The 22,137-nt window shown below is 72.4% G+C and carries 20 protein-coding genes and 1 riboswitch; of the genes, 5 read left to right on the forward strand and 15 right to left on the reverse strand.

Annotation, left to right across the window (positions count from 1 at the left end):
* Nucleotides 1-239: 239 nt before the first annotated feature.
* The 5 genes from ACIPJY_RS12725 to ACIPJY_RS12745 form a co-directional block, all read right to left on the reverse strand.
* Nucleotides 240-854 carry a superoxide dismutase gene (locus ACIPJY_RS12725; RefSeq protein ID WP_400461990.1) on the reverse strand — a complete coding sequence of 205 codons (615 nt, stop codon included), beginning with the start codon at nucleotides 852-854 and terminating at the stop codon, nucleotides 240-242.
* Nucleotides 855-899: 45 nt separating this feature from the next.
* The gene (locus tag ACIPJY_RS12730) at nucleotides 900-1,409 is read right to left on the reverse strand and encodes a flavin reductase family protein (protein WP_400461987.1); all 510 of its coding nucleotides are present in this window, start codon (nucleotides 1,407-1,409) and stop codon (nucleotides 900-902) included.
* 301 nt (nucleotides 1,410-1,710) lie between these two features.
* A complete protein-coding gene (locus tag ACIPJY_RS12735) occupies nucleotides 1,711-3,234 on the reverse strand; it encodes an MFS transporter (RefSeq protein ID WP_400461985.1) in 1,524 nt (507 codons plus the stop codon).
* Nucleotides 3,235-3,423: 189 nt separating this feature from the next.
* On the reverse strand, nucleotides 3,424-4,452 hold the full coding sequence (locus ACIPJY_RS12740; RefSeq protein WP_400461982.1) for a LacI family DNA-binding transcriptional regulator: 1,029 nt from the start codon (nucleotides 4,450-4,452) through the stop codon (nucleotides 3,424-3,426).
* Nucleotides 4,431-6,473, reverse strand: a complete 2,043-nt coding sequence (locus ACIPJY_RS12745; RefSeq protein WP_400461979.1) for an aldo/keto reductase — start codon at nucleotides 6,471-6,473, stop codon at nucleotides 4,431-4,433. The genes ACIPJY_RS12740 and ACIPJY_RS12745 overlap by 22 nt, the downstream gene beginning before the upstream one ends.
* A 183-nt stretch (nucleotides 6,474-6,656) precedes the next feature.
* Here ACIPJY_RS12745 and ACIPJY_RS12750 point away from each other — a divergent pair, with 183 nt between their 5' ends.
* From ACIPJY_RS12750 to ACIPJY_RS12765, 4 genes are all read left to right on the forward strand, one after another.
* Nucleotides 6,657-8,999 (forward strand): extracellular solute-binding protein, encoded by a 2,343-nt coding sequence (locus tag ACIPJY_RS12750; RefSeq protein WP_400461977.1) that lies wholly within the window; start codon nucleotides 6,657-6,659, stop codon nucleotides 8,997-8,999.
* On the forward strand, nucleotides 8,996-9,913 hold the full coding sequence (locus ACIPJY_RS12755; RefSeq protein ID WP_400461974.1) for a carbohydrate ABC transporter permease: 918 nt from the start codon (nucleotides 8,996-8,998) through the stop codon (nucleotides 9,911-9,913). The genes ACIPJY_RS12750 and ACIPJY_RS12755 overlap by 4 nt, the downstream gene beginning before the upstream one ends.
* 57 nt (nucleotides 9,914-9,970) lie before the next feature.
* Nucleotides 9,971-10,519: a TetR/AcrR family transcriptional regulator gene (locus tag ACIPJY_RS12760; protein WP_400461971.1), complete on the forward strand. Its 549-nt coding sequence runs from the start codon at nucleotides 9,971-9,973 to the stop codon at nucleotides 10,517-10,519.
* Between the two features lie 66 nt (nucleotides 10,520-10,585).
* Nucleotides 10,586-10,756, forward strand: a complete 171-nt coding sequence (locus tag ACIPJY_RS12765; RefSeq protein WP_400461968.1) for a hypothetical protein — start codon at nucleotides 10,586-10,588, stop codon at nucleotides 10,754-10,756.
* A 112-nt stretch (nucleotides 10,757-10,868) separates the two neighbouring features.
* On the opposite strand, the gene ribH is transcribed toward ACIPJY_RS12765, so the two are convergent.
* From ribH to ACIPJY_RS12800, 7 genes are all read right to left on the reverse strand, one after another.
* Complete coding sequence (gene ribH, locus ACIPJY_RS12770) at nucleotides 10,869-11,357, reverse strand: 6,7-dimethyl-8-ribityllumazine synthase (RefSeq protein ID WP_400461965.1); 489 nt, start codon at nucleotides 11,355-11,357, stop codon at nucleotides 10,869-10,871.
* Nucleotides 11,354-12,076: a 3,4-dihydroxy-2-butanone-4-phosphate synthase gene (gene ribB / locus ACIPJY_RS12775; RefSeq protein WP_400461962.1), complete on the reverse strand. Its 723-nt coding sequence runs from the start codon at nucleotides 12,074-12,076 to the stop codon at nucleotides 11,354-11,356. Before ribB ends, ribH begins: the two co-directional genes overlap by 4 nt.
* Nucleotides 12,076-12,720 (reverse strand): riboflavin synthase, encoded by a 645-nt coding sequence (locus tag ACIPJY_RS12780; protein ID WP_400461959.1) that lies wholly within the window; start codon nucleotides 12,718-12,720, stop codon nucleotides 12,076-12,078. The genes ribB and ACIPJY_RS12780 overlap by 1 nt, the downstream gene beginning before the upstream one ends.
* Before the next feature lie 109 nt (nucleotides 12,721-12,829).
* Nucleotides 12,830-12,964: riboswitch (FMN riboswitch) on the reverse strand.
* 61 nt (nucleotides 12,965-13,025) lie between these two features.
* Complete coding sequence (locus ACIPJY_RS12785) at nucleotides 13,026-15,476, reverse strand: bifunctional lysylphosphatidylglycerol flippase/synthetase MprF (RefSeq protein WP_400461956.1); 2,451 nt, start codon at nucleotides 15,474-15,476, stop codon at nucleotides 13,026-13,028.
* Entirely contained in the window at nucleotides 15,473-16,888 is a 1,416-nt protein-coding gene (locus ACIPJY_RS12790) for an alpha/beta hydrolase (RefSeq protein ID WP_400461954.1), read from the reverse strand. Before ACIPJY_RS12790 ends, ACIPJY_RS12785 begins: the two co-directional genes overlap by 4 nt.
* 157 nt (nucleotides 16,889-17,045) lie before the next feature.
* On the reverse strand, nucleotides 17,046-18,536 hold the full coding sequence (locus ACIPJY_RS12795; RefSeq protein WP_400468192.1) for a hypothetical protein: 1,491 nt from the start codon (nucleotides 18,534-18,536) through the stop codon (nucleotides 17,046-17,048).
* Nucleotides 18,537-18,619: 83 nt separating this feature from the next.
* Entirely contained in the window at nucleotides 18,620-19,942 is a 1,323-nt protein-coding gene (locus ACIPJY_RS12800; protein WP_400461951.1) for a hypothetical protein, read from the reverse strand.
* A 109-nt stretch (nucleotides 19,943-20,051) separates the two neighbouring features.
* Between ACIPJY_RS12800 and ACIPJY_RS12805 the strand changes: the two genes are divergently transcribed.
* Nucleotides 20,052-20,483 carry a GNAT family N-acetyltransferase gene (locus ACIPJY_RS12805; RefSeq protein ID WP_400461949.1) on the forward strand — a complete coding sequence of 144 codons (432 nt, stop codon included), beginning with the start codon at nucleotides 20,052-20,054 and terminating at the stop codon, nucleotides 20,481-20,483.
* A gap of 42 nt (nucleotides 20,484-20,525) precedes the next feature.
* On the opposite strand, the gene ACIPJY_RS12810 is transcribed toward ACIPJY_RS12805, so the two are convergent.
* From ACIPJY_RS12810 to ACIPJY_RS12820, 3 genes are all read right to left on the reverse strand, one after another.
* Nucleotides 20,526-21,083 carry an Lrp/AsnC family transcriptional regulator gene (locus ACIPJY_RS12810; RefSeq protein ID WP_400461946.1) on the reverse strand — a complete coding sequence of 186 codons (558 nt, stop codon included), beginning with the start codon at nucleotides 21,081-21,083 and terminating at the stop codon, nucleotides 20,526-20,528.
* Between the two features lie 115 nt (nucleotides 21,084-21,198).
* Nucleotides 21,199-21,705: a hypothetical protein gene (locus ACIPJY_RS12815; protein ID WP_400461943.1), complete on the reverse strand. Its 507-nt coding sequence runs from the start codon at nucleotides 21,703-21,705 to the stop codon at nucleotides 21,199-21,201.
* A gap of 41 nt (nucleotides 21,706-21,746) precedes the next feature.
* A complete protein-coding gene (locus ACIPJY_RS12820) occupies nucleotides 21,747-22,136 on the reverse strand; it encodes a DUF5997 family protein (RefSeq protein WP_400461940.1) in 390 nt (129 codons plus the stop codon).
* Nucleotide 22,137 lies beyond the last annotated feature (1 nt).

Raw genomic sequence — 22,137 nt, forward strand, 5'->3', positions numbered from 1 at the left:
CGGCGGCGCGGCGGGCGGCGGCGGCGGGCGGCGGCGGGCTGGCGGCGGCGGGCGGCGGCGGCTGGCGGCGGCCGGATCTGCGCGAGACACCTCGGGCTGCTCGAGACACCGCCGGAATCCGCGGCGTCTCGAGCAGAGAGCGGCGCCTCCGGCACGGAGCGGCGCCTCCGGCAGCGCGAACGGACGGGAGGCCCGGTGCCAGCTGGCACCGGGCCTCCCATCCGTCAGGTCAGGTCAGGTCAGAGCGTGACGAACGACTGCGACTTGGCGTTCGCGAAGCGAGCGGCGACGTTCTCCCAGTCCACGATGTTCCACACGGCCTTGACGTAGTCCGCCTTGACGTTGAGGTAGTCGAGGTAGAACGCGTGCTCCCACATGTCGAGCATGAAGATCGGCACGAGACCGAACGGCACGTTGGCCTGCTGGTCGAAGAGCTGGAAGGTCGTGAGCTTCTGGCCGACGGTGTCCCAGGCCAGGACGGACCAGCCGGAGCCCTGGATGCCCGTGGCGACGGCGGTGAACTGGGCCTGGAACTTCTCGAACGAGCCGAAGAACTCGTCGATCGCGGCGGCGAGCTCGCCCTCCGGGACCTTCGTGTCCGGGCCGAGGTTGGTCCAGAAGATCGAGTGGTTGACGTGGCCACCGAGGTTGAACGCGAGGTCCTTCTCGAGCTTGTTCACGTTGGCCAGGCTGCCCGACTCGCGGGCCTCGGCGAGCTGCTCGAGCGCGGTGTTCGCACCCGTCACGTAGGTCTGGTGGTGCTTGTCGTGGTGCAGCTGCATGATCTTGCCGCTGATGTGCGGCTCGAGTGCGGCGTAGTCGTACGGCAGCTCCGGCAGGGTGTACTCAGCCATGTGAGTTCCTTTCGATCAGTGGATTGGCGGATGGTGCTCCGCGGCTCACGAGAGCCGGGAACGATCGGTGAGGGAGTGGAATTCCCGGTTGTGGTAGACCAGCGGCTCGCCCCGTTCGGAGCCGAGGACGATGTCCAGGACCTCGGCGACGACCACGGTCGAGCTGCCGATCGGCGTCGTCGAGAGCGGTCGGCAGCGCAGAGCGGACGCGGCGGACGGCAGGTAGCGGTCCCCCGACGGCAGCGTGCCCCAGATCGGGTCGTCGGCTGCGGGGCTGCCGGTGGACGCGAACCGCTTCGCGAGTGCGACGCCGTGCGAGTCCATGAGGTGCACCACGAACAGCGGCGCTCCGAGGATCGTGCCGGCGGACCCGGAGTTCGTGGAGAGGGAGAAGACCAGGACGGGCGGGTCGATCGCGACGCTCGCCACGCTCGATGCCGTGAGCCCGGTCGGGCCGTCCGGTCCCTCGGCGGTGATGACGGCGACGCCGGCGGGGTGCCCGCGGAAGGCCGCCTTGTACGCGTCCGCGATGGTGGCCGGTGCTGCTTCGGGCATGGGAGTCGTGGTCGTTCCTCGTTCGGGAGTGGGATCGGTCGCGGTCCTCGCGGCCATGTCCCAACGTAGGACCTCAACCTATGTTGAGGTCAACGATTCCCAGGTTCGACCCATCCCGGGCGTGCCGGATGACGCCCGATGACGCATCGCACGGTGCGAGGGTGCCCGCGCGGGGCCCCGCAGTGTGCGAGGTTCCGGACACGGTGCGAGGCCGGCGGCGGGGCACAGTGTCCGGAACCTCGCACACTGCCAACCGGCGCGCAGCGCCGTGCGCCGCAGCGCACCGCGCGGCGCAGCGCGCTCAGCGCCGCCGGAGCATCACGACGGCGCCGGCAGCGGCGACGACCATGAGCACCGCGGCGACGCCGGACGTGATCGTCACGCCGGAGTCGAACGCCGCCCGCGCCGACTCGAGCAGCGCCTGCCCGGCCGACCCGCCGAGCGACGACGCCGCGGACACGGCACCGCCGAGCGTTTCCTGCGCCGCGGTGTGCGCCGTCGACGACAGCCCGCTCGGCACCGACACGTGGGCGCGGTACGCGGTCGCCAGGATCGTCCCGAGCACCGCCGTGCCGAGCACCGCACCGATCTCGTACGCCGTCTCGGACACCGCGGAGGCAGCGCCGGCCTTGTCCGCCGGGGCCGTCGAGATGATGAGGTCGTTCGTGACCGTCTCGGACGCGCCGATCCCGATGCCGAGCAGCACGAACGCGAACGCCAGCGCGACGATCGAGGCGTGGTGACCGAGGACCGCGACCATCCCGTACGCGGCCGCCGAGAACAGCAGGGCGACGGCCACGACCCAGCGCGGTGCGACCCTGGCCACGATCGGCACGACGACGAGCCCGGCGACGATGGTGAGCACCGACCCGGGGATGAGCACGACGCCCGAGGTGAACGGGTCGAGCCCGGCGACGAGCTGCAGGTGCTGCGCGATGAAGAACAGGAACCCGGTCAGCGAGAACATCGCCGCCATGTTCATGAGCACGCTGCCCGTGAACGCCGTGCTGCGGAACAGCCGCAGGTCGAGCATCGGGGTGCGGGTGCGGAGCTGCCGGCGCACGAACGCCACGCCGCAGAGCACACCGACGGCGACCATCGCGATCGCGAGGCCGCGCTCCTCCGGGTGCACGATCGACTTGATCGCCCAGGCGATCGGCGCGAGGGTGCCGAGCGAGAGCAGCATGCTCGGGACGTCGACAGGGCCGGGGTTGCGGTCCCGGGACTCCGGCACGCAGAACGGCACGCCCACGAGCATCAGCACCAGGATCGGCACCGCGACGAGGAACACGCTCCCCCAGTGGAAGTGCGCGAGGAGCGCCCCACCGACGAGCGGGCCGAGCGCGTTGCCCGCGGCGAACATGGTCGACCAGACCGCGAGCGCCATCCGACGCTCCCCCGCGTCCGGGAACACGTTCCGGATGATCGACAGGGTCGCCGGCATCAGCATCGCCCCGAACACGCCCATCGCGATGCGCGCGGCGACGAGCATCCAGGCGTCGGTGGCGAACGCGGCCGCGACCGACAGCAGCGCGAAGCCGGTGGCCCCGATGACCAGGATCTTCCGACGCCCGATGCGGTCGCCGATGCTCCCCATCACGACCAGCAGCCCGGCGAGGACCAGCGGGTACGCGTCCACGATCCAGAGCTGGGTGGTGGCGTCCGGGTCGAGCGCACGGGAGATCGACGGCAGCGCGAAGCTCAGGATCGTGTTGTCGACGGAGATGAGGAGCACGGGCAGCATCAGGACCGCGAGCGCCAGGAACCGTCGCGCTCGACTCGTGGTGACACGGGTGGCGACGGGACTGGTGAGGAGTGCGGACATGGTGGTGCTCCACGGACTTCGAGGAAGAGCGACGGGCGCGGAAGTCGTCACGCGGCCCGGCGGGACCCGTCTACTGTACCGTCTGGACGGGTAACGTTGCAAACGCAACAAGCAACGGACGGGAGGCTCGGTGCCAGCTGGCACCGAGCCTCCCGTCCGCGTTCCGGCACCCCCGCCGGGGGCGGGCTGCTAGGCGGACTCGCGCAGCAGCAGACGGTGGCGGACCGTGCGCTGCACGGCTGCGCCGTGCCGCGGGAGCTCGCCGGCGAGCATGCCGAGGGCGAGGTCGAGGGCCTCGCGGGCGACCTCGTCGAGGTCGACGGCCAGCGTGGTGAGCGGCGGCGAGACCAGTGCGCCGAGCGGGAGCCCGTCGACGCCGACGACCCGGACATCGCCCGGCACGTCGACGCCGGCGCGACGGCAGGCCTGCAGCACGCCGAGCGCCATCACGTCGTTGAAGGCCAGGATCGCGTCGAGCCGCCCCCTGCGTGCGAGGATCCGGGCGGTCTCCTCGGCCCCGCACTCGGCGGTGCCGTGCGGCGCGTGCACCAGGTCCGGCAGGTAGCCGCGACGGCGCAGGGCGTCCGTCATGAGCACGCCGCGCACGCTCGTGTGCTCGGGCGACGAGTTGTCCAGGACGACGGGGTGGCGGACCCCGGTGGTGACGAGGTGGTCGGCGAGGGCCTCGATCCCGTCAGCGGGGTCGATCCACACGGCGGCGGTCGGCGGGTCCGAGGAGGGGTCGAGCTCGACCATGGGAACGGTGCCGAGCTGCTCGTTCCAGCGCTCGCGGCGGGACCCGAAGTACCCGATCACGACGTCCGTCTGCGCGCCGAGCGCGGTGACCATGCGATCGGGGTCGCTCGCCAGGTCGACGTCGGCGAGCATGACGTTCCAGCCCTGCTCGGCGGCGAGCTGGAACACCGAGGCGGCGAGCTGCGGCGTGTAGGGGTTCCGGAGGTCGTTGACGACGAGTCCGAGCTGGTGGTCGCCGCCGGTGACCAGGCCACGCCCGAACCGGGACGGCCGGTAGCGGAGCTGTTCCGCGACGGCGAGCACCCGTTCCTTCGTCGCGGCGCTGATGCCCGTCATCCCGTTCATCGCCCGGGTGACGGTCTGCCGGGACACCCCGGCGGCCGTGGCGACGTCGATGATCGTCGCCCGGCCGCCGGGGTCACCGGGGTGGGTGGCGTCGGTCAGTCGCGGAGGTCCAGCCATGCCACCTGTTCCGGAGTGAGTTCGACGGAGAGGCCCGTCATCGAGGAACGGGCTTCCGCGATCGTACGCGGTCCGAAGAGCGGGAACGTCGGGAACGGCTGGTTGAGGACGTAGGCCAGGGCGATCGCCGTCGCGGGGACGCCGAACCGTGCACCGAGCTCGGACGCCCGGCGCAGCCGCTCGAAGTTGTCGTCGGAGTAGTAGCAGCGCACGAGCTCGGCGTCGCTGGTGTCCTCCGGCGTCGCCCGCCCGGTGAAGAAGCCACGGGCCTGCGAGGACCAGGGCAGCAGCGGCACCTGGCGTTCCTCGAGCCAGGCCTTCGACGCCGCGTCCGTGACGTGACGGCACCCCGCCCACGGGACGTCGTACGCCTCGGCCAGGCCGAAGTGGTTGCTGAGGACCTCGAACTCGTGCTTGCCGTTGGCGCGGGCGTAGGCGTTCGCCTCGTCGAACCGGGCGAGGCTCCAGTTCGAGCCGCCGTACACGCGGATCCGGCCGGCGCGACGGTGTTCGTCGAGGACGTCGACGAACTCCCCCACCGGGATGTCCTCGTTGTCGCGGTGCATCATGTAGATGTCCGCGTAGTCGGTGCCCTGACGCTCGAGGCTCTCGAGCAGCTGCCGACTGAGGGACTCCGGGTCGCAGTACGGGGTGTGTGCGCCCTTGGTGATGACGACCACGTCCTCACGGATGCCGCGGTTCTGGATCCACTTGCCGAGCCGGCCCTCGAGGACGCCGCCGCCGTAGATGTAGCCGGTGTCGAAGACGTTGCCGCCCTGCTCGACGAACAGGTCGAAGATCGCGCTGGCGTGCGCCAGGTCGGGCTGGTTGTCGACGCCCATCACCAGGCGGGACATCCGCTTGCCGACGCCGGGGACCTCGCCGAACCGCATGGGGTTGCCGTCCTGGACGGTGAGCGGGCGACCGCTGACCGTGGGGATGTCGGCGGTCTCGGCCTCGAACGGGTAGCGCAGGCCGATCGCCGCACGCCACCTGTCGAGCGTGCGGGCGGTGGCGAGCGACTCGTCGAGCGTGTACTCGGGCACGTCCACCCGACCGGCGGCCAGGGCGGCGGTGGTGGCGTCGGCCTCGAGCGCGTAGGGCTTCGCGCCAGCGAAGGACAGCGTGCGCGGGTCCTCGTCGACGGTGCGGACCTCGATCGTCGGGTCCTCGCCGAGGGTCCACGGATCCGTGAGGGTCACCTTGCCGCTGGTGCCGTACACGGTGACGGCGTTGTCGTCCTGCACGCGGACGCCCGTCCGGACGTCGGCGGTGATGCCGCCCCGGTACGTCAGCGTCGCGGTCGTCCACTCGTCGACACCGGTCGGCCCGAGGGTCCCGGTCGCGGTGAGCTCGGTCGGCTCGGCGACGGCGACACCGGTGGCCGCCTGCACGATCGCCGCTGCCATGGTCACCGGGTAGCCGCCGACGTCGAGGATGCCGCCGCCGGCCGTGTCGACGTCGAACAGCCGCCCGGTCCGGGAGCCGGCGCGGAACGCGAACGAGGCGTCGATGTGCGTCACGTCCCCGATCGCGCCCTGGCGGACGACGTCGAGCAGCGCCGCGGTCTGCGGGTGGAAGCGGTACATGTACGCCTCGACGAGCGGGAGGCCCGCCTGTCGTGCGGCATCGGCGAGCGCCATCGACGTGCCGTGGTTCGGCGACAGGGGCTTCTCGCAGAGCACGGCCTTGCCGGCGGCGAGCGCGGCGAGGACGAGGTGCGCGTGACCGGTGTGCACGGTCGAGACGTACACGGCGTCGACGTCCGGGTCGGCCAGGACCTCGTCGTAGGTGCGCGCGGCGACGTCGGTGAAGCCGTGCTCGACGGCGTCGTCCGCGAACGCCTGCGCGCGTTCAACGGACGAGCTCCCCGCGGCGACCAGGGTCGCCCCGGCGGTGCTCGCCGGCAGCTGGGAGAGGAACCGGCGGGCGATGCTGCCCGGCCCGAGGACGGCCCAGCCGGGGGTGTCGTGGGCGGCGCCGGTCGGGGTGCCTGCGGTGGTCGCGGTCTGCGCTGACATGCGGATCCTGTTCGTCTCGTGAACCTTCACGGTCACGACGACGGTAACGCGCTCAGCCCGGTGCCGCAACGGAATCGTTGCTTGACACGGCGTGTCGGGCAGAGCATGCTCTGACCCACTTCGTGAGCGTTCACGGTCGAGCGTTCACGGCAACCGATCTCAACGACGAGAGCAGGTCCAGAAGTGACAGCAACGCCATCGATCCGTCTCAGTCGGCGGGGGTTCCTCGCCGGCGCAGGTGCCCTCGGCGCCGCCGCCCTCCTCGCCGGGTGTTCCACCGGCACCGCCATCTCGAAGGACCCGGACGAGCTGGTCCTCTGGTACTGGAACCGGTCCCTGGATCCGGAGTTCCTCGGGCAGGCCGCCGCCGGGATCGACGGGCACCGGCCGATGCGCCTGCGGCCCGACCTGATCGGCGGGGCGTCGTACGACACGAAGTTCCGCACGGCACTGGCGGGCAACGCGTTCATCCCGGACGTGCTCATGGTCAACTCGAACTGCTGGCTGTACTTCCCCGACGAGGACCTGTTCACCGACTTCGACGAGCACGGGGGTGCGGCGAAGAAGGGCGAGTACTACGACTGGAAGCGCGCCCTCGGCACCACCCCGAGCGGCCGGCAGTGCTTCTGGCCGGTCGACACCGGCCCCACCGCGTTCTTCTACCGGCAGGACGTCCTGGCGAAGGCCGGGTTGCCGACCGACCCGGACGAGGTGTCCGCGTCGATCACCACATGGGACGACTTCCGGACGTTCGGTTCGACGCTCCGCAAGAAGGCGGACGTCGCGACGGTGATCACGGCGAACCAGCTGTTCAACCAGTACGTCTACGCCAGCCCCACCCGGTACTTCGACCGCGACGACCAGCCGGTGTTCGAGCGGGACGACAGCAGCATCCGGAAGGCGTGGGAGAACGCCGTCGCGTGCGCGCGGTCCGGCGTGACCGGGAACCTGCAGTCCGGGACCGACCAGAACGCCGGGTGGGTGTCCGGCCGCGTTGCGGGACAGATCGAGGGCGCCTGGTGGACCCAGGTGATCCACGACACGGCGCCGGACTCGTCCGGGAAGTGGCGGATCGCGCGGCAGCCGGAGCGGCCGGGCAACAGCGGTGGCTCGTTCCTCGCCGTCCCGAAGACGTCGAAGGACCCGGCCGCCGCCGTGGCCTTCGCGCAGTGGATCACGTCCCCGGAGGTGCAGTCCCACACGTACAACGACATCCAGCTGTTCCCGTCGACGCCGTCGTCGTTCGAGAACGGGTTGATGCGCAACCCCGGGGACTTCTTCGGGGACCAGGACCCGCTCGGGTTCTTCAGCGACACCGCCATGGACGTGCCGGTGACCTACATCTCGAACAACGAGCGGTTCATCGGCGCCTTCGCGACCGAGATCACGAACGTCGAGGCCGCCGGCAAGGACCCGGACCGGGCCTGGCGCGACGCCGTCGACCAGACCAACCGCGTGCTCGAGAAGCGGGGGGGTCGGCGCATGAGCACCAAGCAGGCCCCGCCCACGACGAGCATCCCGGCCGTCGTGGGGACGCCCACCTCGTCGATCACCACCGCCGCGTCCGGGAAGCGCTTCGGTCTCCGGCGGTTCTGGCCGCAGTACGTCGCGATCGCACCGTTCTACGTGTTGTTCCTGGTGTTCGGGCTGTTCCCGATCGTGTTCTCGATCGTGTTGTCCTTCACGGACTGGGACGGTATCGGAGCGCCGGCGTGGGTCGGGTTCGCGCAGTACGAGTACCTGCTCGGTGACCCGCGGTTCTGGAACGCCGTCGCGAACACCTTCCTGATCTGGGTCATGTCGACGATCCCGATGCTCTTCCTGGCGCTCGTCCTGGCGTTCCTGCTGCACGGGAACATCCGCGCGAAGGGCTTCTACCGCGTCGCGTTCTTCATCCCGAACGTCACGAGCATGGTCGCGATGGCGATCGTGTTCGGGTCGGTGTTCTCGGACGGGTTCGGCCTGGTGAACGCCGCACTGCGGACGCTCGGGGCCGATCCCGTCGGCTGGCTGTCGTCGTACTGGGGCATCAAGGTCACGATCTCGGTGATGGTGATCTGGCGGTGGACCGGGTACAACGCGATCATCTACCTCGCCGGGCTGCAGTCGATCCCGACGGAGCTCTACGACGCCGCGAAGGTCGACGGTGCGAACACCTGGCAGATCTTCTCGCGCATCACCGTCCCGATGCTGCGGCCGGTGATCCTGTTCACGCTCATCACGTCGACCATCGGCGGGCTCGGGCTCTTCACCGAGCCGCAGATCCTGTTCAACGGGGGCTCGGTCGGTGGTCCGGACGAGGCCGGCATGACGATCGTGCTCTACCAGTACGAGCAGGCGTTCAACCAGTTCGACTTCGGGTACGGGTCGGCGATCGCCTGGGTGCTGTTCATCTTCTCGGTGGTCTTCGCGATCATCAACTGGCGCCTGCTCAGTGAACGCGACGGCCTGAAGACACCGAGACGGCTCCGCACCGCACGCACCGTCCGCACCGTCCGCTCGACCACGAAGGGGGTCGACGCATGACCGCGACCCAGCCGACGACCACGACAACGAACACCGCCGCCGCGCTCGGCCGTCCCGGGGCGGCCGGCGACGACCACCGGCACGGCTTCCGCCGGGGCTGGGCCGGGACGCTCGTCACGCACGTCTGCCTGGTCGTCGGCGTGGTGCTGTCGATCTTCCCGTTCTACTGGCTGCTCGTCATGTCGACCTCGACGAACGCGGAGATCTTCGGCTACCCGCCGTCGATGTGGTTCGGCAGCAACGCGATGGCGAACGTGGCCTCGGTGTTCGCGAACGTCGACATGCTCCGCGCGCTGCTGAACACGGTGATCGTCGCGGGCAGCACCGCCGTCCTCGTGATGGTGTTCGACTCGCTCGCGGCCTTCGCGTTCGCGAAGTACGAGTTCCCGTTCAAGCGGTCGCTCTTCACCGTGATGCTCGCGACGTTCCTGGTCCCGGGCAGCCTCTCCCTGGTGCCGAGCTTCGTGCTCATGTCGCACCTCGGGTGGATCGGCGGGCTCCAGGCGCTCATCGTGCCGGGAGCGGCGAACGCGTTCGGCATCTTCCTGCTCCGGCAGTTCGCGACCGGGTCGATCCCGAACGAGATCATCGACTCGGCGCGGGTGGACGGAGCCGGGTTCTTCCGGACCTGGTGGTCGATCGCGGTGCCGATGCTCCGCGGTGGGCTGGCGTTCCTCGGGATCTTCACGTTCATCACCGCCTGGAACGACTACGTCTGGCCCCTCATCGTGCTCATCGACCCGAAGGGGCAGACGCTCCAGGTCGCCCTCGCGGGGCTGAGCTCGGTGAACGCCACCGACCTCGGCGCGGTGACGGCCGGGGCGGTGATCAGCGTCTTCCCGCTGATCGGGGTGTTCATCATCGGTTCGCGGCACTTCATCGCCAACATCGCAGCCGGCGCGCTGAAGGGCTGAGCGCGTGGGCGGCGGGGCAGTTCCGTCCCGCCGCCCACGACTCCCTAGACTCCCCCTATGGCCAGTGCTCGCGACCGCGTCCTCGACAGCTTCGTCGCCATCGTGTGCGAAGAGGGCGAGCGCACCGCCACCCTCGACGCCGTCGCCGCACGAGCGGGTGTGTCCAAGGGCGGGCTGCTCTACCACTTCGGGTCGAAGGCGGCCCTGGTCGAGGGACTCTGCGACCGTCTGGCCGACCTCTCCGCGATCGACGTGGAGCGGATGCGGGACGCCGAGGACGGCCCCGCCCGCTACTTCGTGCGCAACTGCCAGTTCGTCGGCAGCGAGCTCGACCTGGCGCTCCTCGCCGCCAGCCGCCTGCAGCAGGCCGGCTACGAGGAAGCGGGTCGCACCCTCGACGAGACCGAGAACGCGTGGCTCGCGACCCTGGTCGACGCGCTCGGCGACGCCCCCACCGCGCAGGCGATCAAGCTGATGGGCGACGGCCTGTACCACGCCGCCTCGCTCGGGGCCGCGAGCGACGTCCGCCCGGACCGCGCGACCGTCGACATGGAAGCGCTCCTGGTCGTCGTGGACCGGCTCGTGTCCTCGAAGCCCGCGGCGTGAACCAGCACACCCCTGCCTGGGGATAGACTGGGTCCGATCCACCCGCCTGATTCCGGAGGTACCACTGTGGGCCGCGTCATCGCCGCTGTTTTCTCGATCCTGCTCCTGCTGGTGTCGATGTACCTGTTCGGCGTCGCGTTCCAGGTGAGCTCGGGCCAGGCCTTCGTGTTCATGGGCGGCGTGCTGCTCATGTGCATCTCGTTCTTCCTGCCGATCCACGTGTTCGGCAAGCGGTAACCAGTCCGCTCGGCAAACGGGCCCCGCACCTCATCGGTGCGGGGCCCGTTTGCGCATGTGGTCGCCTCGCGACGTGCGCGGACGCGCAGGCCGCCGGGAGGCCCGGTGCGGGTCAGGCGGGAACGGTCGCCGCCCGCAGGCTCCGCAGCACCACGGCGGTCGCGATCGCCGCGTGCACGGCCTCGGCGCCCTTGTCCTCCTTCGAACCGGGCAGGCCGGCGCGGTCGATGCCCTGCTGCTCGTCGTCGAGGGTGAGCACGCCGAAGCCGACGGGCTTGCCGGTCTCGATCGCCACGCGGGTGAGCCCGCTCGTGGCGGCGTCGGACACGTACTCGAAGTGCGGCGTGCCCCCGCGGATGATCACGCCGAGCGCGACGGCGGCGTCGAACCCGTTCTCGAGCGCCGTCTTCGCGACGACCGGCAGTTCGAAGCTGCCGGGGACCGGGAGCACGGTCGCCTCGGCGCCGAGCCGCTCGACCTCCCGCTGGGCCCCGGCGAGGAGCCCCGCCGCGATCGTGTCGTGCCACTGCCCGGCGACGATCGCCACCCGGATCCCGGTGCCGTCGACGTGGTCGCGGTCCGCCGCGCCTGCTCCGCTCATCGTGCTGTTCCTTCCGTGGGCGCGACGTCGGTCGCCGCCCGGTCTGCCGCGTCGAGCCAGTCGACGAGTGCGGCGATGGTGATGACGGGCACGCCGGCGCGTGCCCCGAGTTCGACGAGCCGCGGCAGGCGCATCATGCTGCCGTCCTCGTCGACGATCTCGCAGATCGCGGCGGCCGGACGGAGCCCGGCGGCCGTGACGAGTTCGATCGCGGCTTCGGTGTGCCCGGCGCGTTCCCGGACGCCGCCGGCACGCGCGCGCAGCGGCACGACGTGCCCGGGACGGTGCAGGTCCGAGCGGACCGAGGTCGGGTCGGCGAGCACCCGGAGCGTGTGGGCACGGTCGTGCGCGCTGATGCCCGTCGTGATGCCGGCTGCGGCGTCGACGGTGACCGTGTAGGCGGTGCCGCGGGGGTCCTCGTTGGTCTCGACCATGGGCGGCAGGTCGAGGGCGTCGGCGATCGCGGCGCTGACCGGGGCGCAGATGAACCCGGACGAGTGCGCGACGGTCCAGGCGATCCACTCCGGTGACGCGAGTTCCGCCGCGAGGATCACGTCGCCCTCGTTCTCGCGGTCCTCGTCATCGGCGACGATCACGGGGCGCCCGGCAGCGATGGCGGCGACGGCGTCGTCGATGGTCGCGAGACCGGCGACGCGCGCCGGAGCGGGCCCCGGCGCCGGGGTCTCCGTGTCGCTGACGTGCGATGTCTCGGTGACCATCACCGGGCCTCCAGACTGACTTTCGACGCTGCGGCGTCGAGCCGCAGCATCCGGCGGACGTGCCGTGCGAGGACGTCGGTCTCGACGTTGACCCGGTCGCCGGGGACGCGGTCACCGAGCGTCGTCGCGGCGAGGGTCTCCGGGATGAGGTTGACCTCGAACCAGGCGTCCGACGGCGCGGTCGTCTCGGTGGAGACGGCGCTGACCGTCAGCGAGACGCCGTCGAGCGCGACCGACCCCTTGTCCACGACGAGCGGGCTGAGTTCCGGCGTCAGGGCGAAGCGCACGCGTCGCCAGCCGTCGCCGTCCACGGTCTCGAGCACCGTCGCGGTGCCGTCGACGTGCCCCTGGACGATGTGGCCGCCGAGACGGTCGCCGACGGAGGCCGCACGCTCGAGGTTCACCGGGTCCCCGACGCGGAGCGCGCCGTGCGCGCTCATGTCGAGCGTCTGCTTCATGACGAAGGCGGTGAAGGTCTCCGGGGTCTGCTCGACGACGGTGAGGCACACGCCGCTCGTCGCGATCGAGTCGCCGTGCTGCGCGTCGGCGACCACGAGCGGGCCGCGGATGGTGAGCGCGACGGAGTCGCCGCGGTGGTCGACGGCGGTGACGGTGCCGAGTTCCTCGATGATGCCGGTGAACACTGGTGCCCTTTCTACGGGACTCCGGGTGTGCACGACGGTCGTCGGCAGAGCGGGAGGAACGCCCGGTCCGGGATCCGTGTCGGATCGCCGGGTACGGTCGTGCCTTCCGCCAGCGCGCCTCCCATCCGGACTTTCACCGTCGGTCCCGGATTTCCACCGGGTCAGCACCGGCCGGGAGTTCACCCGTCCGACGCTCGTGGACTGTCACCACCGGTTCGGACTTGCACCGACCCCGGAGCGCTTGCGTACCCGGAACGATACCCCAGCCGTGCGACAGCGGCACCGCAGCGGGTCACGGGCCGTCATCAGCCCCGACCGCGCGCGAGGGCGACCGCCTGTCGGAGCGAGAGGTCCGGCAGGTACGCACGGACCACCGCGACGCCGATCGCCGGCAGCGCGACGGGGTCCGGGTAGGCGAGCACGAGCGGGTGGAGCTCGGGGCCGAACTTCCGCTTGAACCGCAGCAGCGAACGGAACCCGTAGACCGGCTCGAGGACGCCCCCGACCAGGTCGAGCAGGTTCTGCACGCCGTCGGCCGGGGCGGCCGTGTCGACCGCGCGCGCCTCGGGGGCCTGCGCGAGCGGCGCTGCCGAGAGGCTGAGCCGCTCGATCCCGTCGTTGCGCATCCGGTCGGCCGCGCTCGCGACGAGGAACTCCATGACGCCGTTCGGAGCCGTGCTCGTCCGGCGCATCACGTCGAGCGTCCACCCGACGACGCGTCCCTCGCGGTGGGAGGGCAGCCAGCTCGTGACGGCGAGGACCGTGCCGGCGGCGTCCTGGGCCACGAGCGTCCGGACCGCGGGGTCGCGCATCTCGTCGACGCCGCCGAGCGTGAAGCCCATCTCGGGGAGTTCGCGCTCGGCGACCCACGCTTCCGAGATCGCCTCGATCTGCCGGGTCGTCGATGCGGGCAGCTCGTGCCAGCTCCCCCAGGTCGCGGTGGTGCCCTCGCGGGCGGCGCGGTTCACCGCGGTGCGGACGTCCTGCTTCTGCTTCCCGCTCGTCGTCCAGTCACGGGGGTCGAAGTCGGCGTCCTCGGCGACCGGCAGCGTTCCCCAGCCGAGGGCCCGGAGCGGCGTCGCGACCGACTCGTCGACACCGTAGAACACCGGCGTCCACCCGTTGTCGTCGCAGTACCGGGCGAACCCGGCGAGCGCGGGCTCACGGGCGTCGCCGTACCCGAACGGGCCGCCGAGTGTCACGGCGACCGTCCCGTTCCGGCGGTACGCGATCCCGGCTCGGCCGTCCTCGGCGAACCAGTACGCGTTGCCGCGCCAGGTCGTCATCCAGCCGAACGTGTCCCCGCCGCCGGCGATGAGGAGTGCGCGGGCCCGGTCGCGGCCGGCGCGGGTCCCGTCCGCGTCGGTGTCGGCCGGCGCGGCGCCCGTCGGCCGGACCGCGGCGATCGCGACGACGAGCCAGAGCAGCGGGCCGGCGATGCCCAGGGTGAGGCGGAGTCCGGGGTCGAACGTGGGCAGGCGTTCCCAGAACGTGACCGGTGCGATGGGCCCGAGCGCGGCGACGACGATGCGCCACGGGTCGTCCACCCGGATCGGGGCGGCATCGGCGACGACGAGCATCACCGACACGAGCACGCCGGCCGCGACGAGCACCACCACGGTGAACCCGGCCACCCGGCGCCGTGTGGGGAGCACCGTGAAGGACCTGCGGAGCGCGACGAGGACGACGGCGGTCGCGAGGGGCACGGCGACGGACGCGACGATCGAGAGGGTGACCAGGAACTGGTCCTCGACCGCGTGCGCCCGGCCGTGCACCGCGCCGTACGTCACCGCGGCCGCGATGGCCGTGACGGTGTCGACGACCACCACGAGCCACACCGCGAAGCGGCTGCCCCGGAAGAGCCCGAGGCCGCCGACGACGAGGACCAGGAGCGGTGGGATCGCGAGGAGGAGCGTCCACGGGTCCGTCGCACGGTAGGCGAGCAGCCCGCGGAGGCACTCGTCGGACGTCCTCGCCACCGCTCCGGCCGTGTCGGGGGTGCACCCGGACACCGGGGTCACCGGGCCCGCTCCGACGACCGCGGCGAGCGGCGCGAGCAGCCCGACACGGGCGCGGGAGACCAGGGCGATGACCGGGCCGATCGCCGAGACGAGCACGGCCGTGCCGAGGAGCACGCGGGTCTCCCGGTGCGAGCTCCGCGTCCAGCCGGTGCGCTTCGGGGTCCGCCGGAGCAGTTCTCCGAGCGCCCAGCCCGCGGCCGCTGCGAGCACCGCGTACAGGTCGGAGGCGTGTCCGGCGTAGAGGAAGAGCGCGGCGACGACCGCCAGGGTGTTCACGCGGATCCGGCGGCGCCACAGCGGGCCGGCGAAGGCGCTCGCGGTCGCGATCGTCCCGACGACCGCCGTCCACGGGTCGAAGCTCGTCGCCCGGCCGAGGAGCAGCGGCAGGGCGTCCCGGCCGTCGAGGTCGACGAAGGCGCTCAGCGCACCGAGGCCGGTGCCGACGACCGTCGTCAGGACGAACGCGACGGCGGTCCGCCACGAGCCCATCAGGCGCTCGGACGCACCGACCAGCACCACGACGCCGGCGAGCGTGAGCAGGAGGGCGGCCGCACCGGTCGATGCGGCGAAGACCCGGAGGGGGCCGAAGGACTCGGTGCCGTTCGTCGCGTGGGCCACGCGCATCGCGATGCCCACGGCGGACGTGGCGACGACGAGGGCGAGGACGACGGCGGTGACGGGGTACCGGCGGAGGGTGCGGGCGATCGTGGCGCCGGCCGGGATGCGGTCCGTCACAGCGTGCCGGCCGTGGCGGGGAGCCCGAGGTGGGCGAGCACCGGTGGCAGCCCGTGTGCGAGCACGTACCGCACCGTGTTCCAGTCGTGCGCCGACCCCGGTGACACGATGAGCGACGTCTGCATCCCGGAGCGCTCGGCCGCGGCACGCAGGAGCGTGGTCGACGCCCGGTACGGCGCGTCGTCCTGCCCGAACCCGAACACGGTGAGGTGGTGGCGGTAGGGGCCGTGCCGCCGCATGGACGCCACGGGTGCCGCGGCACGGTACGCCGCCTCGGAGCCGTCGAACCCGACCTCGACCGTGTGGCGCTCCGAGCCGTTCCGCGGTGCGAGCTCGCTCGAGATCGCGAGGACGGTGCCGAACACGTCGGGGTGCGCGGTGGAGAACTGCATGGCGCAGGTCGCGCCCTCCGAGAACCCGGTGATGCCCCAGCCCGTCGGTGCCGACGCCACGTCGAGGTGTCGCTCGACCCAGTCCACCGTGTCCGTCATGACGTACGTCGCGCTGCGTCCGAGGCGGCGGGAGTCCACGCACATCGGGTTCCGGCCGGGGGCGCCGAGCTGGTCGGGCGCGACGACGATCGGCGCGAGACCCCGGTGTGCAGCGGCATACGCGCCAAGGTACCGGCCCAGGTCGCCGGACTGGAACATGTCGGCGGGCTGCCCCGGCTGGCCGGAGAGCGCGATCAGCACGGGGAGCGTGGGCGGGTCGGCGGTCAGCGCTGCCGGCGGCAACCACACGACGGCCTTCCGGGCGCGGAAGTGCGACACCGTCCCCGGGATCCGCACGGACACGGTGCGGCCGTGGCGGGGCATGTCCGCCGGAGCCGTCCAGTTCGCGGCGTCGACGGTCTGCGCGTCGTCGCCGGCGCCGTGCTCGTGGCCGAGCGTCCCCGACGGGTAGGGGTTCGTCGTGACGACCTGCGCGATGGTCCGGTAGGCGCCGAAGTCCACGTTCACGCCGAGGCCGGCGGCGAGCGCCACGACGGCGGCAGCGCCGACGGCCGTGGACAGGCGGCGCCGGAGGGCCTTCCGTGGAACCGGGTCCGTCCCGCGCCGGCCCGCTGCGGTGCCGCTCGTCACACGCTGGTCCGCTGCGGTGCCGCTCGTCGCGCGCCGGCTCCGCACGGTCTGCACCACGACGACGACGCCGAGCGCGAGCGCCGCGGCGGCGAACGCGATCCACATCCGCGTGACCGGGGTGAAGTCCACGCCGAAGTCGTCCTGGACGTCACCGAACCACCACATGGCGACGAGTCCCACCGCAGCGCCGACGCCCAGTGCGACGGCTCGAGCGAGGAACCCCCGCCGGCTGCCGACGAGCGCCCACAGCGTGAGCAGCCCCGCGACGAGGTCGACCGGGACGAGGACGGCCGGGGAGACGATCGGCAGACGGAGGAGTTCGGTGAACACGGGTTCATCGTCCTGCCCTGCGGCTCCCGGGCACCTGCCGGAGCCCTTCCGCTGTGCACAGCATCGCCATCGACGGCACCCAGGTACCGCCCTGCTCCTTCCCAGGCACGGGTGTGAGGGGCACCGGCGGACCGGCGCCCCTCAGCGAGGACCGTGCTCAGCGACGGTGCCGGAGGACGAGCGTCCCGGCGCCGGCGAGGAGCAGCAGCAGTGCGAACGCCGCGGGCAGGACCGGCGAGGTCGCTCCGGTGTACGCGAGCCCGGCGGGCGTGGTCGTCGCCGCGGTCGCCGCCGGACGGGCTGCGACGCTCGACACCGGCGTGGCGACTGCCGTGGTCGCGGTGACGCCGGTCGTACCCGCGGTGGTCACGACGTCCGCGGTGACGATCGAGCCGGAGCCGCCGTCGCCGATCGGGGTCGTGGTGTCACCGGGGGTCGAGCCACCGTCGCCCGGCGTCGTGCCGTCACCGGGGGTCGTGCCGTCACCGGGGTCGGTGCCGTCACCGGGGTCGGTGCCGTCGCCGGGGGTCGTGCCGCCGCCGGGGGTCGTGGTCCCCGTGCTGGTGCCGTCACCGATGATGCCGATGCCGTTCCCGCCGATCGTGATCGGCAGACCGATCACCGGCACGATCTGGGTGCCGGAGAGGAGACCTCCGTCGCCGGACGTGCTGCCCGTCGTGCCCGTCGACGTCCCCGTCGCCGGGACCGTCGCCGTGGTACCGGTGCTGGTCCCGTCACCGAGGAGACCGATCCCGTTGCCACCGATCGTCACCGGGATCGAGACCACCGGCGACACCTGCGTGCCAGAAGCGACACCATCCGCACCGTCCGTCGTCGCAGAACCCGTCGACGAACCAGCAGGAACAGCAGCAGCCGACGAGCCCGTCGAGCTGCCGTCACCGACGAGACCGATCCCGTTGCCGGAGACGGTGATCGGGACCTCGATCGCGGGGACGACCTGCGTCCCCGAGCCGATGCCGTCCGACCCGGAGGTCGTCGGAGCACCGGCAACCGGAGCTGCGGGAGCGGCCGGCGCTGGCGAGGCGGGCGCTGCCGCTGCCGGAGCGGTGTGCGTCGCCACGGCGTCACCGGCCAGGGACACGGCGTTCTCGGACACATCGACCGGCGCGGTCACGGCACCGGCGACCTGGGCCCCCGAAGCGATCCCGTCCGACCCCGACGTGGCCGGCGCAGCAGGCGCTGCAGCCGGAGCGGCAGGCGCTGCAGCGGGAGCGGCCGGCGCAGCAGCAGGCGCTGACGACACCGCGTCACCACCCACGGCGATCGCGTTGCCCCCGACGGAGACGGGCGCACTCACGTCCGGGACCACCTGGGTCCCCGACCCGACCCCGTCCGACCCCGACGTGGTCGGAGCAGCCGTGGGAGCGGCAGGTGCAGCAGGCGCAGCAGCGGCAGGTGCCGCAGGCGCGGCGGGCGTCGGGACGACCGACGACACGGCGTCGCCGAGCAGTCCGAGCGCGTTGCCGGCGACGGACACGGGTGCGTCGACGGACGGCGCCACCTGGGTCCCGGACACGGCGCCGTCCGCCCCGGAGGTCGTCGCCGCGTTCGCCGCAGCAGCACCCCCGAGCGTCAGGCCACCGACGAAGAGGGCGAACCACAGCCCTCTGGAGACGTACTTGTTCATGGTCATCACTCCTGATCGAGATGTTCCCGACCGCGGTCGCGGCCGGTGGTGCTCTTCCTGCCGTGCGGGCAGGTGCACCGATCTCAGTCAGGAGCGACGTCGTGCTCGCCGACGACGGACGCGGGAACGGCGTCGTCGGCGATGGTGCCGCGTGTCCCCGCGGCGAGGGGGTCCTGGTCGGCACTGACGCCGACGGTGCCGACTGCACCAGCGCCGGCCGAGCCGACGGACGTGGTGCTGCCGGCGAGTCCGGAGCCGGAGCCACCGCCGAACGGCGAGTCTGCAGGGGTACGACCGTCCGGGAACAGCAGCGCCGCGCCGCCGAGCGACGCCGACTCCGGCGCGGCGACGGACGGACCGGCTGCGGGAGCGACGACCGTCGTCTGCGGGACCGCTGCGACCGGGGCGCCGGCGGCAGCCGGCGCCTGCGTGGGCCCGGCCGTCACGGCGTCGGCCGTACCGGGCGTACCGGAGCCGAGCACGGTACCGGAGCCGCTCCCTACCGGGGGCGCGGGTGTCTGTGGGAGGGGTGTCGAGCCTCCAGGCAGGGTCACGACCGGAGGCGGCGACGACCCGTCGACGACTCCTGGGACGCTCCCCCCGACGGTCCCGACGCCACCGAGGGCGTCGTCCACCAACCCGGTGACGGGTGCGATCACGGTGCCGAGGGTGTCGTCCCCCAGGACGGTCCCGACGACCGGCAGCGCTCCGACCACGTGGTCGAGCGTGCTCACCACCGTCGTGACCGGACGGGCTGCGGTGAGCCCCTGGACGGTCCCGGTGACGGGGCGGAGCACGGTTGCGACGGTGCCGAGCAACGGACTGGAGGCCGGGCTCGCCTCCGGCGCGTCGGCGGGCGTCGCGGGGGTGGTCGGTGCTGCGGCCGGGGCCGGTTCCGCGGGCTGGGCCGCGGAGTCGGGGGCCGGAGCGGACGGTGCTGCGGCGGGGGCAGCCGGCGCTGCGCTCGACGGCTGGGAAGCCGGAGCTGGGGCCGGCGCAGGGGCAGGGGCAGGGGCAGGGGCAGGCGATGTCGCGGGCGCTGCGGGGGCGGGTGCGGCTGGTGCGGACGGGGCTGCCGGAGGGGCTGCCGGGGCCGGGGCTGCCGGAGCCGGTGCCGCGGGTGCAGGCGGTGCGGGCCGCACGGCCTCGCGCACGGGGTCGACGACGCCGCCGACGACCTGGCCGACGCCACCGGCGACTCCGTGGACCGTGTCACCGAGCCCCTGCACCAGTCCGCCGACGAGTCCGTGCGACGCAGAGGGCGCCGACTGGCCGGGCGCTTCGGCGGCGGACGCGGTCTGCGCGCCGAACGTGAGCGAGAGCAGCACAGCGGCGGCGCTCACCCCGGTGCCCATGAGGGCGTACCGGATCGCAGCGCGCCAGGGTGCGCGCAACGGCTTGTCCATGCGCTCACCTCCTGATCTGGCTGCGCACGTAGAGTGGTTGACCGGCACGGTACGCCTCTCGGGGCGTTCGCGCACCAGCTCTCTCACGAAACCGTCAGGAATCCGCGGCATGCCCTCGATCTTCAGCGCCCCCACTCGCAACCTCGACGTCGTCACCCTGCACGAGGTCCTCCGGCTTCGTCAGGACGTCTTCGTCGTCGAGCAGGAGTGCGCGTACCCGGACATCGACGGCCGCGACCTGGAGCCCGGTACCGTCCAGTTCTGGGCCGGCGAGGGGTCGGTGGACGCCACGCTGCGGCTCCTCCGCGAGCCGGACGGCACCGAACGCATCGGCCGGGTCGCGACCGCCGCGCACGCGCGTGGTGCCGGACTCGCTGCGAGCCTGATGCAGGCGGCGATCGCCGAGACGCGCTCCGCCGTGGTGCGGGTCGACGCGCAGGCGCACCTCGAGCAGTGGTACGGCCGGTTCGGGTTCGTGCGCTCGGGTGACGAGTTCCTCGAGGACGGGATCCCGCACGTCCCGATGACGCGCACGCGCTGACGCGAGCGCTCGTCCGGCGCGCTCCGGTGTTGGTCCGGCGCGTCAGGCCGTCTCTGGTGGTTTCGGGCGGTTCGAGGCGCGCCATCGTCGCAGCTCGTCGTAGGACCGTGCCTGCCGTTCCCGGTCCGCCACGAGCCGCTCGAACACGATGTTCGTCTGCGTCGTCGCCACGGAGGGGTCACCGCTGAGCTCGTCCGCGACGAAGTCCCGGAGCTGCTCGGTCGACGTGCACGCGATGTGCACGAGGAAGTCCTTGTCACCCGCCAGGAACGACACGTCGAGCACGACGGGCACCCGGAGCAGCCGCTTGGCGAACTCCCGGAGCTCGTGGCGGGCGGCGGCGTGCACGCGGACGGAGACCATCGCCTCGATCGAGAACCCGAGCCGCGCGACGTCGACGTCGGCGCGGTAGCCCCGGATCACGCCGGCGTCCTCGAGCGCCCGCACGCGTGCCAGGCAGGTCGACGGCGCGATGCCGACCGCGGCGGCGAGCCGGTTGTTCGGCATCCGCGCGTCGGCCGCGAGCGTCCAGAGGATGCGCTCGTCGACCTCGTCGAGGCGCGGGGCCGGGTCGGGGCGGCGGACAGGACGGTCGGTCACCGCACCACCGTAGCGCGCGGGCGTCGGTCGGTCGGGTGACCGACCGTTCGTCGGCGGGCGTCGGACATCCACCGCGCAGGCGATCGTCGACAGCGGCCCGCGGTCCGGCGCTGCCCTACATCGCCAGCGTCATGCCGATGACGGCGACCGTCATCGCGAAGACCTCGCCGCTGCGCACCGCCCGCCGGTCCTCGCGCGCCCACTCGTACCGGAGCAGCCACCCGCTGAACGCGCAGTACCCGATCACGCCCCCGCCGAGCACCGCCATCAGCGCGACGCCGTGCCCGGCGTGCGCGTCGGCCAGCCCGGTCGCGTGCCCCATCAGCAGCATCCCGGCCATCACGACCGAGGACAGCGCCCGGTGCACGTCCATCGGCTCGGCACGTCGACCGTCGGCGCGACGACGGCGCATCACGGGCAGCGGTGCCAGGAGCAACAGCACGGTCGCCGCCATGAGCGTCCACGAGGCTCCGGCGTGCACGACGGGCATCACCATCGCGACGAGCATCACGGCGGCGGGGACGATCACCCCGGGGCGCGGTCGGTACCGATCGCCGACGATGCAGCACACCGACGCGAACTGCGGCACGACGAGCATGGCGTCGGCGACGGTCTCGTGCACGGGCGGTCCTGGGTGGGTCCGGGGTGGATGGGGCGGGCGGGTCAGCCCTCGGCGCGGGCGGCGGCCTTCGCGGCGCGCTCCTGCTTCACGCGGGCGTTCTCCGCGTGCACGGCGGCCTGCGTGGCGCGCTCCTGCACGAGCCACTCGGGCTTCTCGACGAGCAGGTCCTTGATCTGGGCGGTGGTCAGGGGCTCCTCGATGCCGGAGCGGCTCAGACCGGAGATCGACACGCCGAGCTTCTGCGCGACGACGGGTCGCGGGTGCGGGCCGTCGCGGCGGAGGTCCTCGAGCCACGCCGGCGGCTGGGTCCGCAGTTCCTCGAACGCGGTCCGGGTGACGGGCGCGTCGCGGAAGGACTCCGGAGCGGCCGACAGGAGGATCCCGAGCTTCTTCGCGGCCGTCTCGGGCTTCATCGTCTGTTCCTGCGCCATG

Origin of the sequence: Curtobacterium sp. NPDC090223, from assembly GCF_044746585.1 — a bacterium.
Lineage (GTDB): Bacteria > Actinomycetota > Actinomycetes > Actinomycetales > Microbacteriaceae > Curtobacterium.

Excerpts from the sequence above, each read along its gene's own strand:
- ACIPJY_RS12730 (WP_400461987.1), bottom strand. The coding sequence starts at position 1,409 with ATGCCCGAAGCAGCACCGGCCACCATCGCGGACGCGTACAAGGCGGCC.
- ACIPJY_RS12725 (WP_400461990.1), bottom strand. The coding sequence starts at position 854 with ATGGCTGAGTACACCCTGCCGGAGCTGCCGTACGACTACGCCGCACTC.
- ACIPJY_RS12805 (WP_400461949.1), top strand. The coding sequence starts at position 20,052 with ATGCCCTCGATCTTCAGCGCCCCCACTCGCAACCTCGACGTCGTCACC.
- ribB (WP_400461962.1), bottom strand. The coding sequence starts at position 12,076 with ATGGTCACCGAGACATCGCACGTCAGCGACACGGAGACCCCGGCGCCG.
- ACIPJY_RS12820 (WP_400461940.1), bottom strand. The coding sequence starts at position 22,136 with ATGGCGCAGGAACAGACGATGAAGCCCGAGACGGCCGCGAAGAAGCTC.
- ribH (WP_400461965.1), bottom strand. The coding sequence starts at position 11,357 with ATGAGCGGAGCAGGCGCGGCGGACCGCGACCACGTCGACGGCACCGGG.
- ACIPJY_RS12755 (WP_400461974.1), top strand. The coding sequence starts at position 8,996 with ATGACCGCGACCCAGCCGACGACCACGACAACGAACACCGCCGCCGCG.
- ACIPJY_RS12740 (WP_400461982.1), bottom strand. The coding sequence starts at position 4,452 with ATGGCTGGACCTCCGCGACTGACCGACGCCACCCACCCCGGTGACCCC.
- ACIPJY_RS12735 (WP_400461985.1), bottom strand. The coding sequence starts at position 3,234 with ATGTCCGCACTCCTCACCAGTCCCGTCGCCACCCGTGTCACCACGAGT.
- ACIPJY_RS12795 (WP_400468192.1), bottom strand. The coding sequence starts at position 18,536 with ATGAACAAGTACGTCTCCAGAGGGCTGTGGTTCGCCCTCTTCGTCGGT.
- ACIPJY_RS12760 (WP_400461971.1), top strand. The coding sequence starts at position 9,971 with ATGGCCAGTGCTCGCGACCGCGTCCTCGACAGCTTCGTCGCCATCGTG.
- ACIPJY_RS12745 (WP_400461979.1), bottom strand. The coding sequence starts at position 6,473 with ATGTCAGCGCAGACCGCGACCACCGCAGGCACCCCGACCGGCGCCGCC.
- ACIPJY_RS12800 (WP_400461951.1), bottom strand. The coding sequence starts at position 19,942 with ATGGACAAGCCGTTGCGCGCACCCTGGCGCGCTGCGATCCGGTACGCC.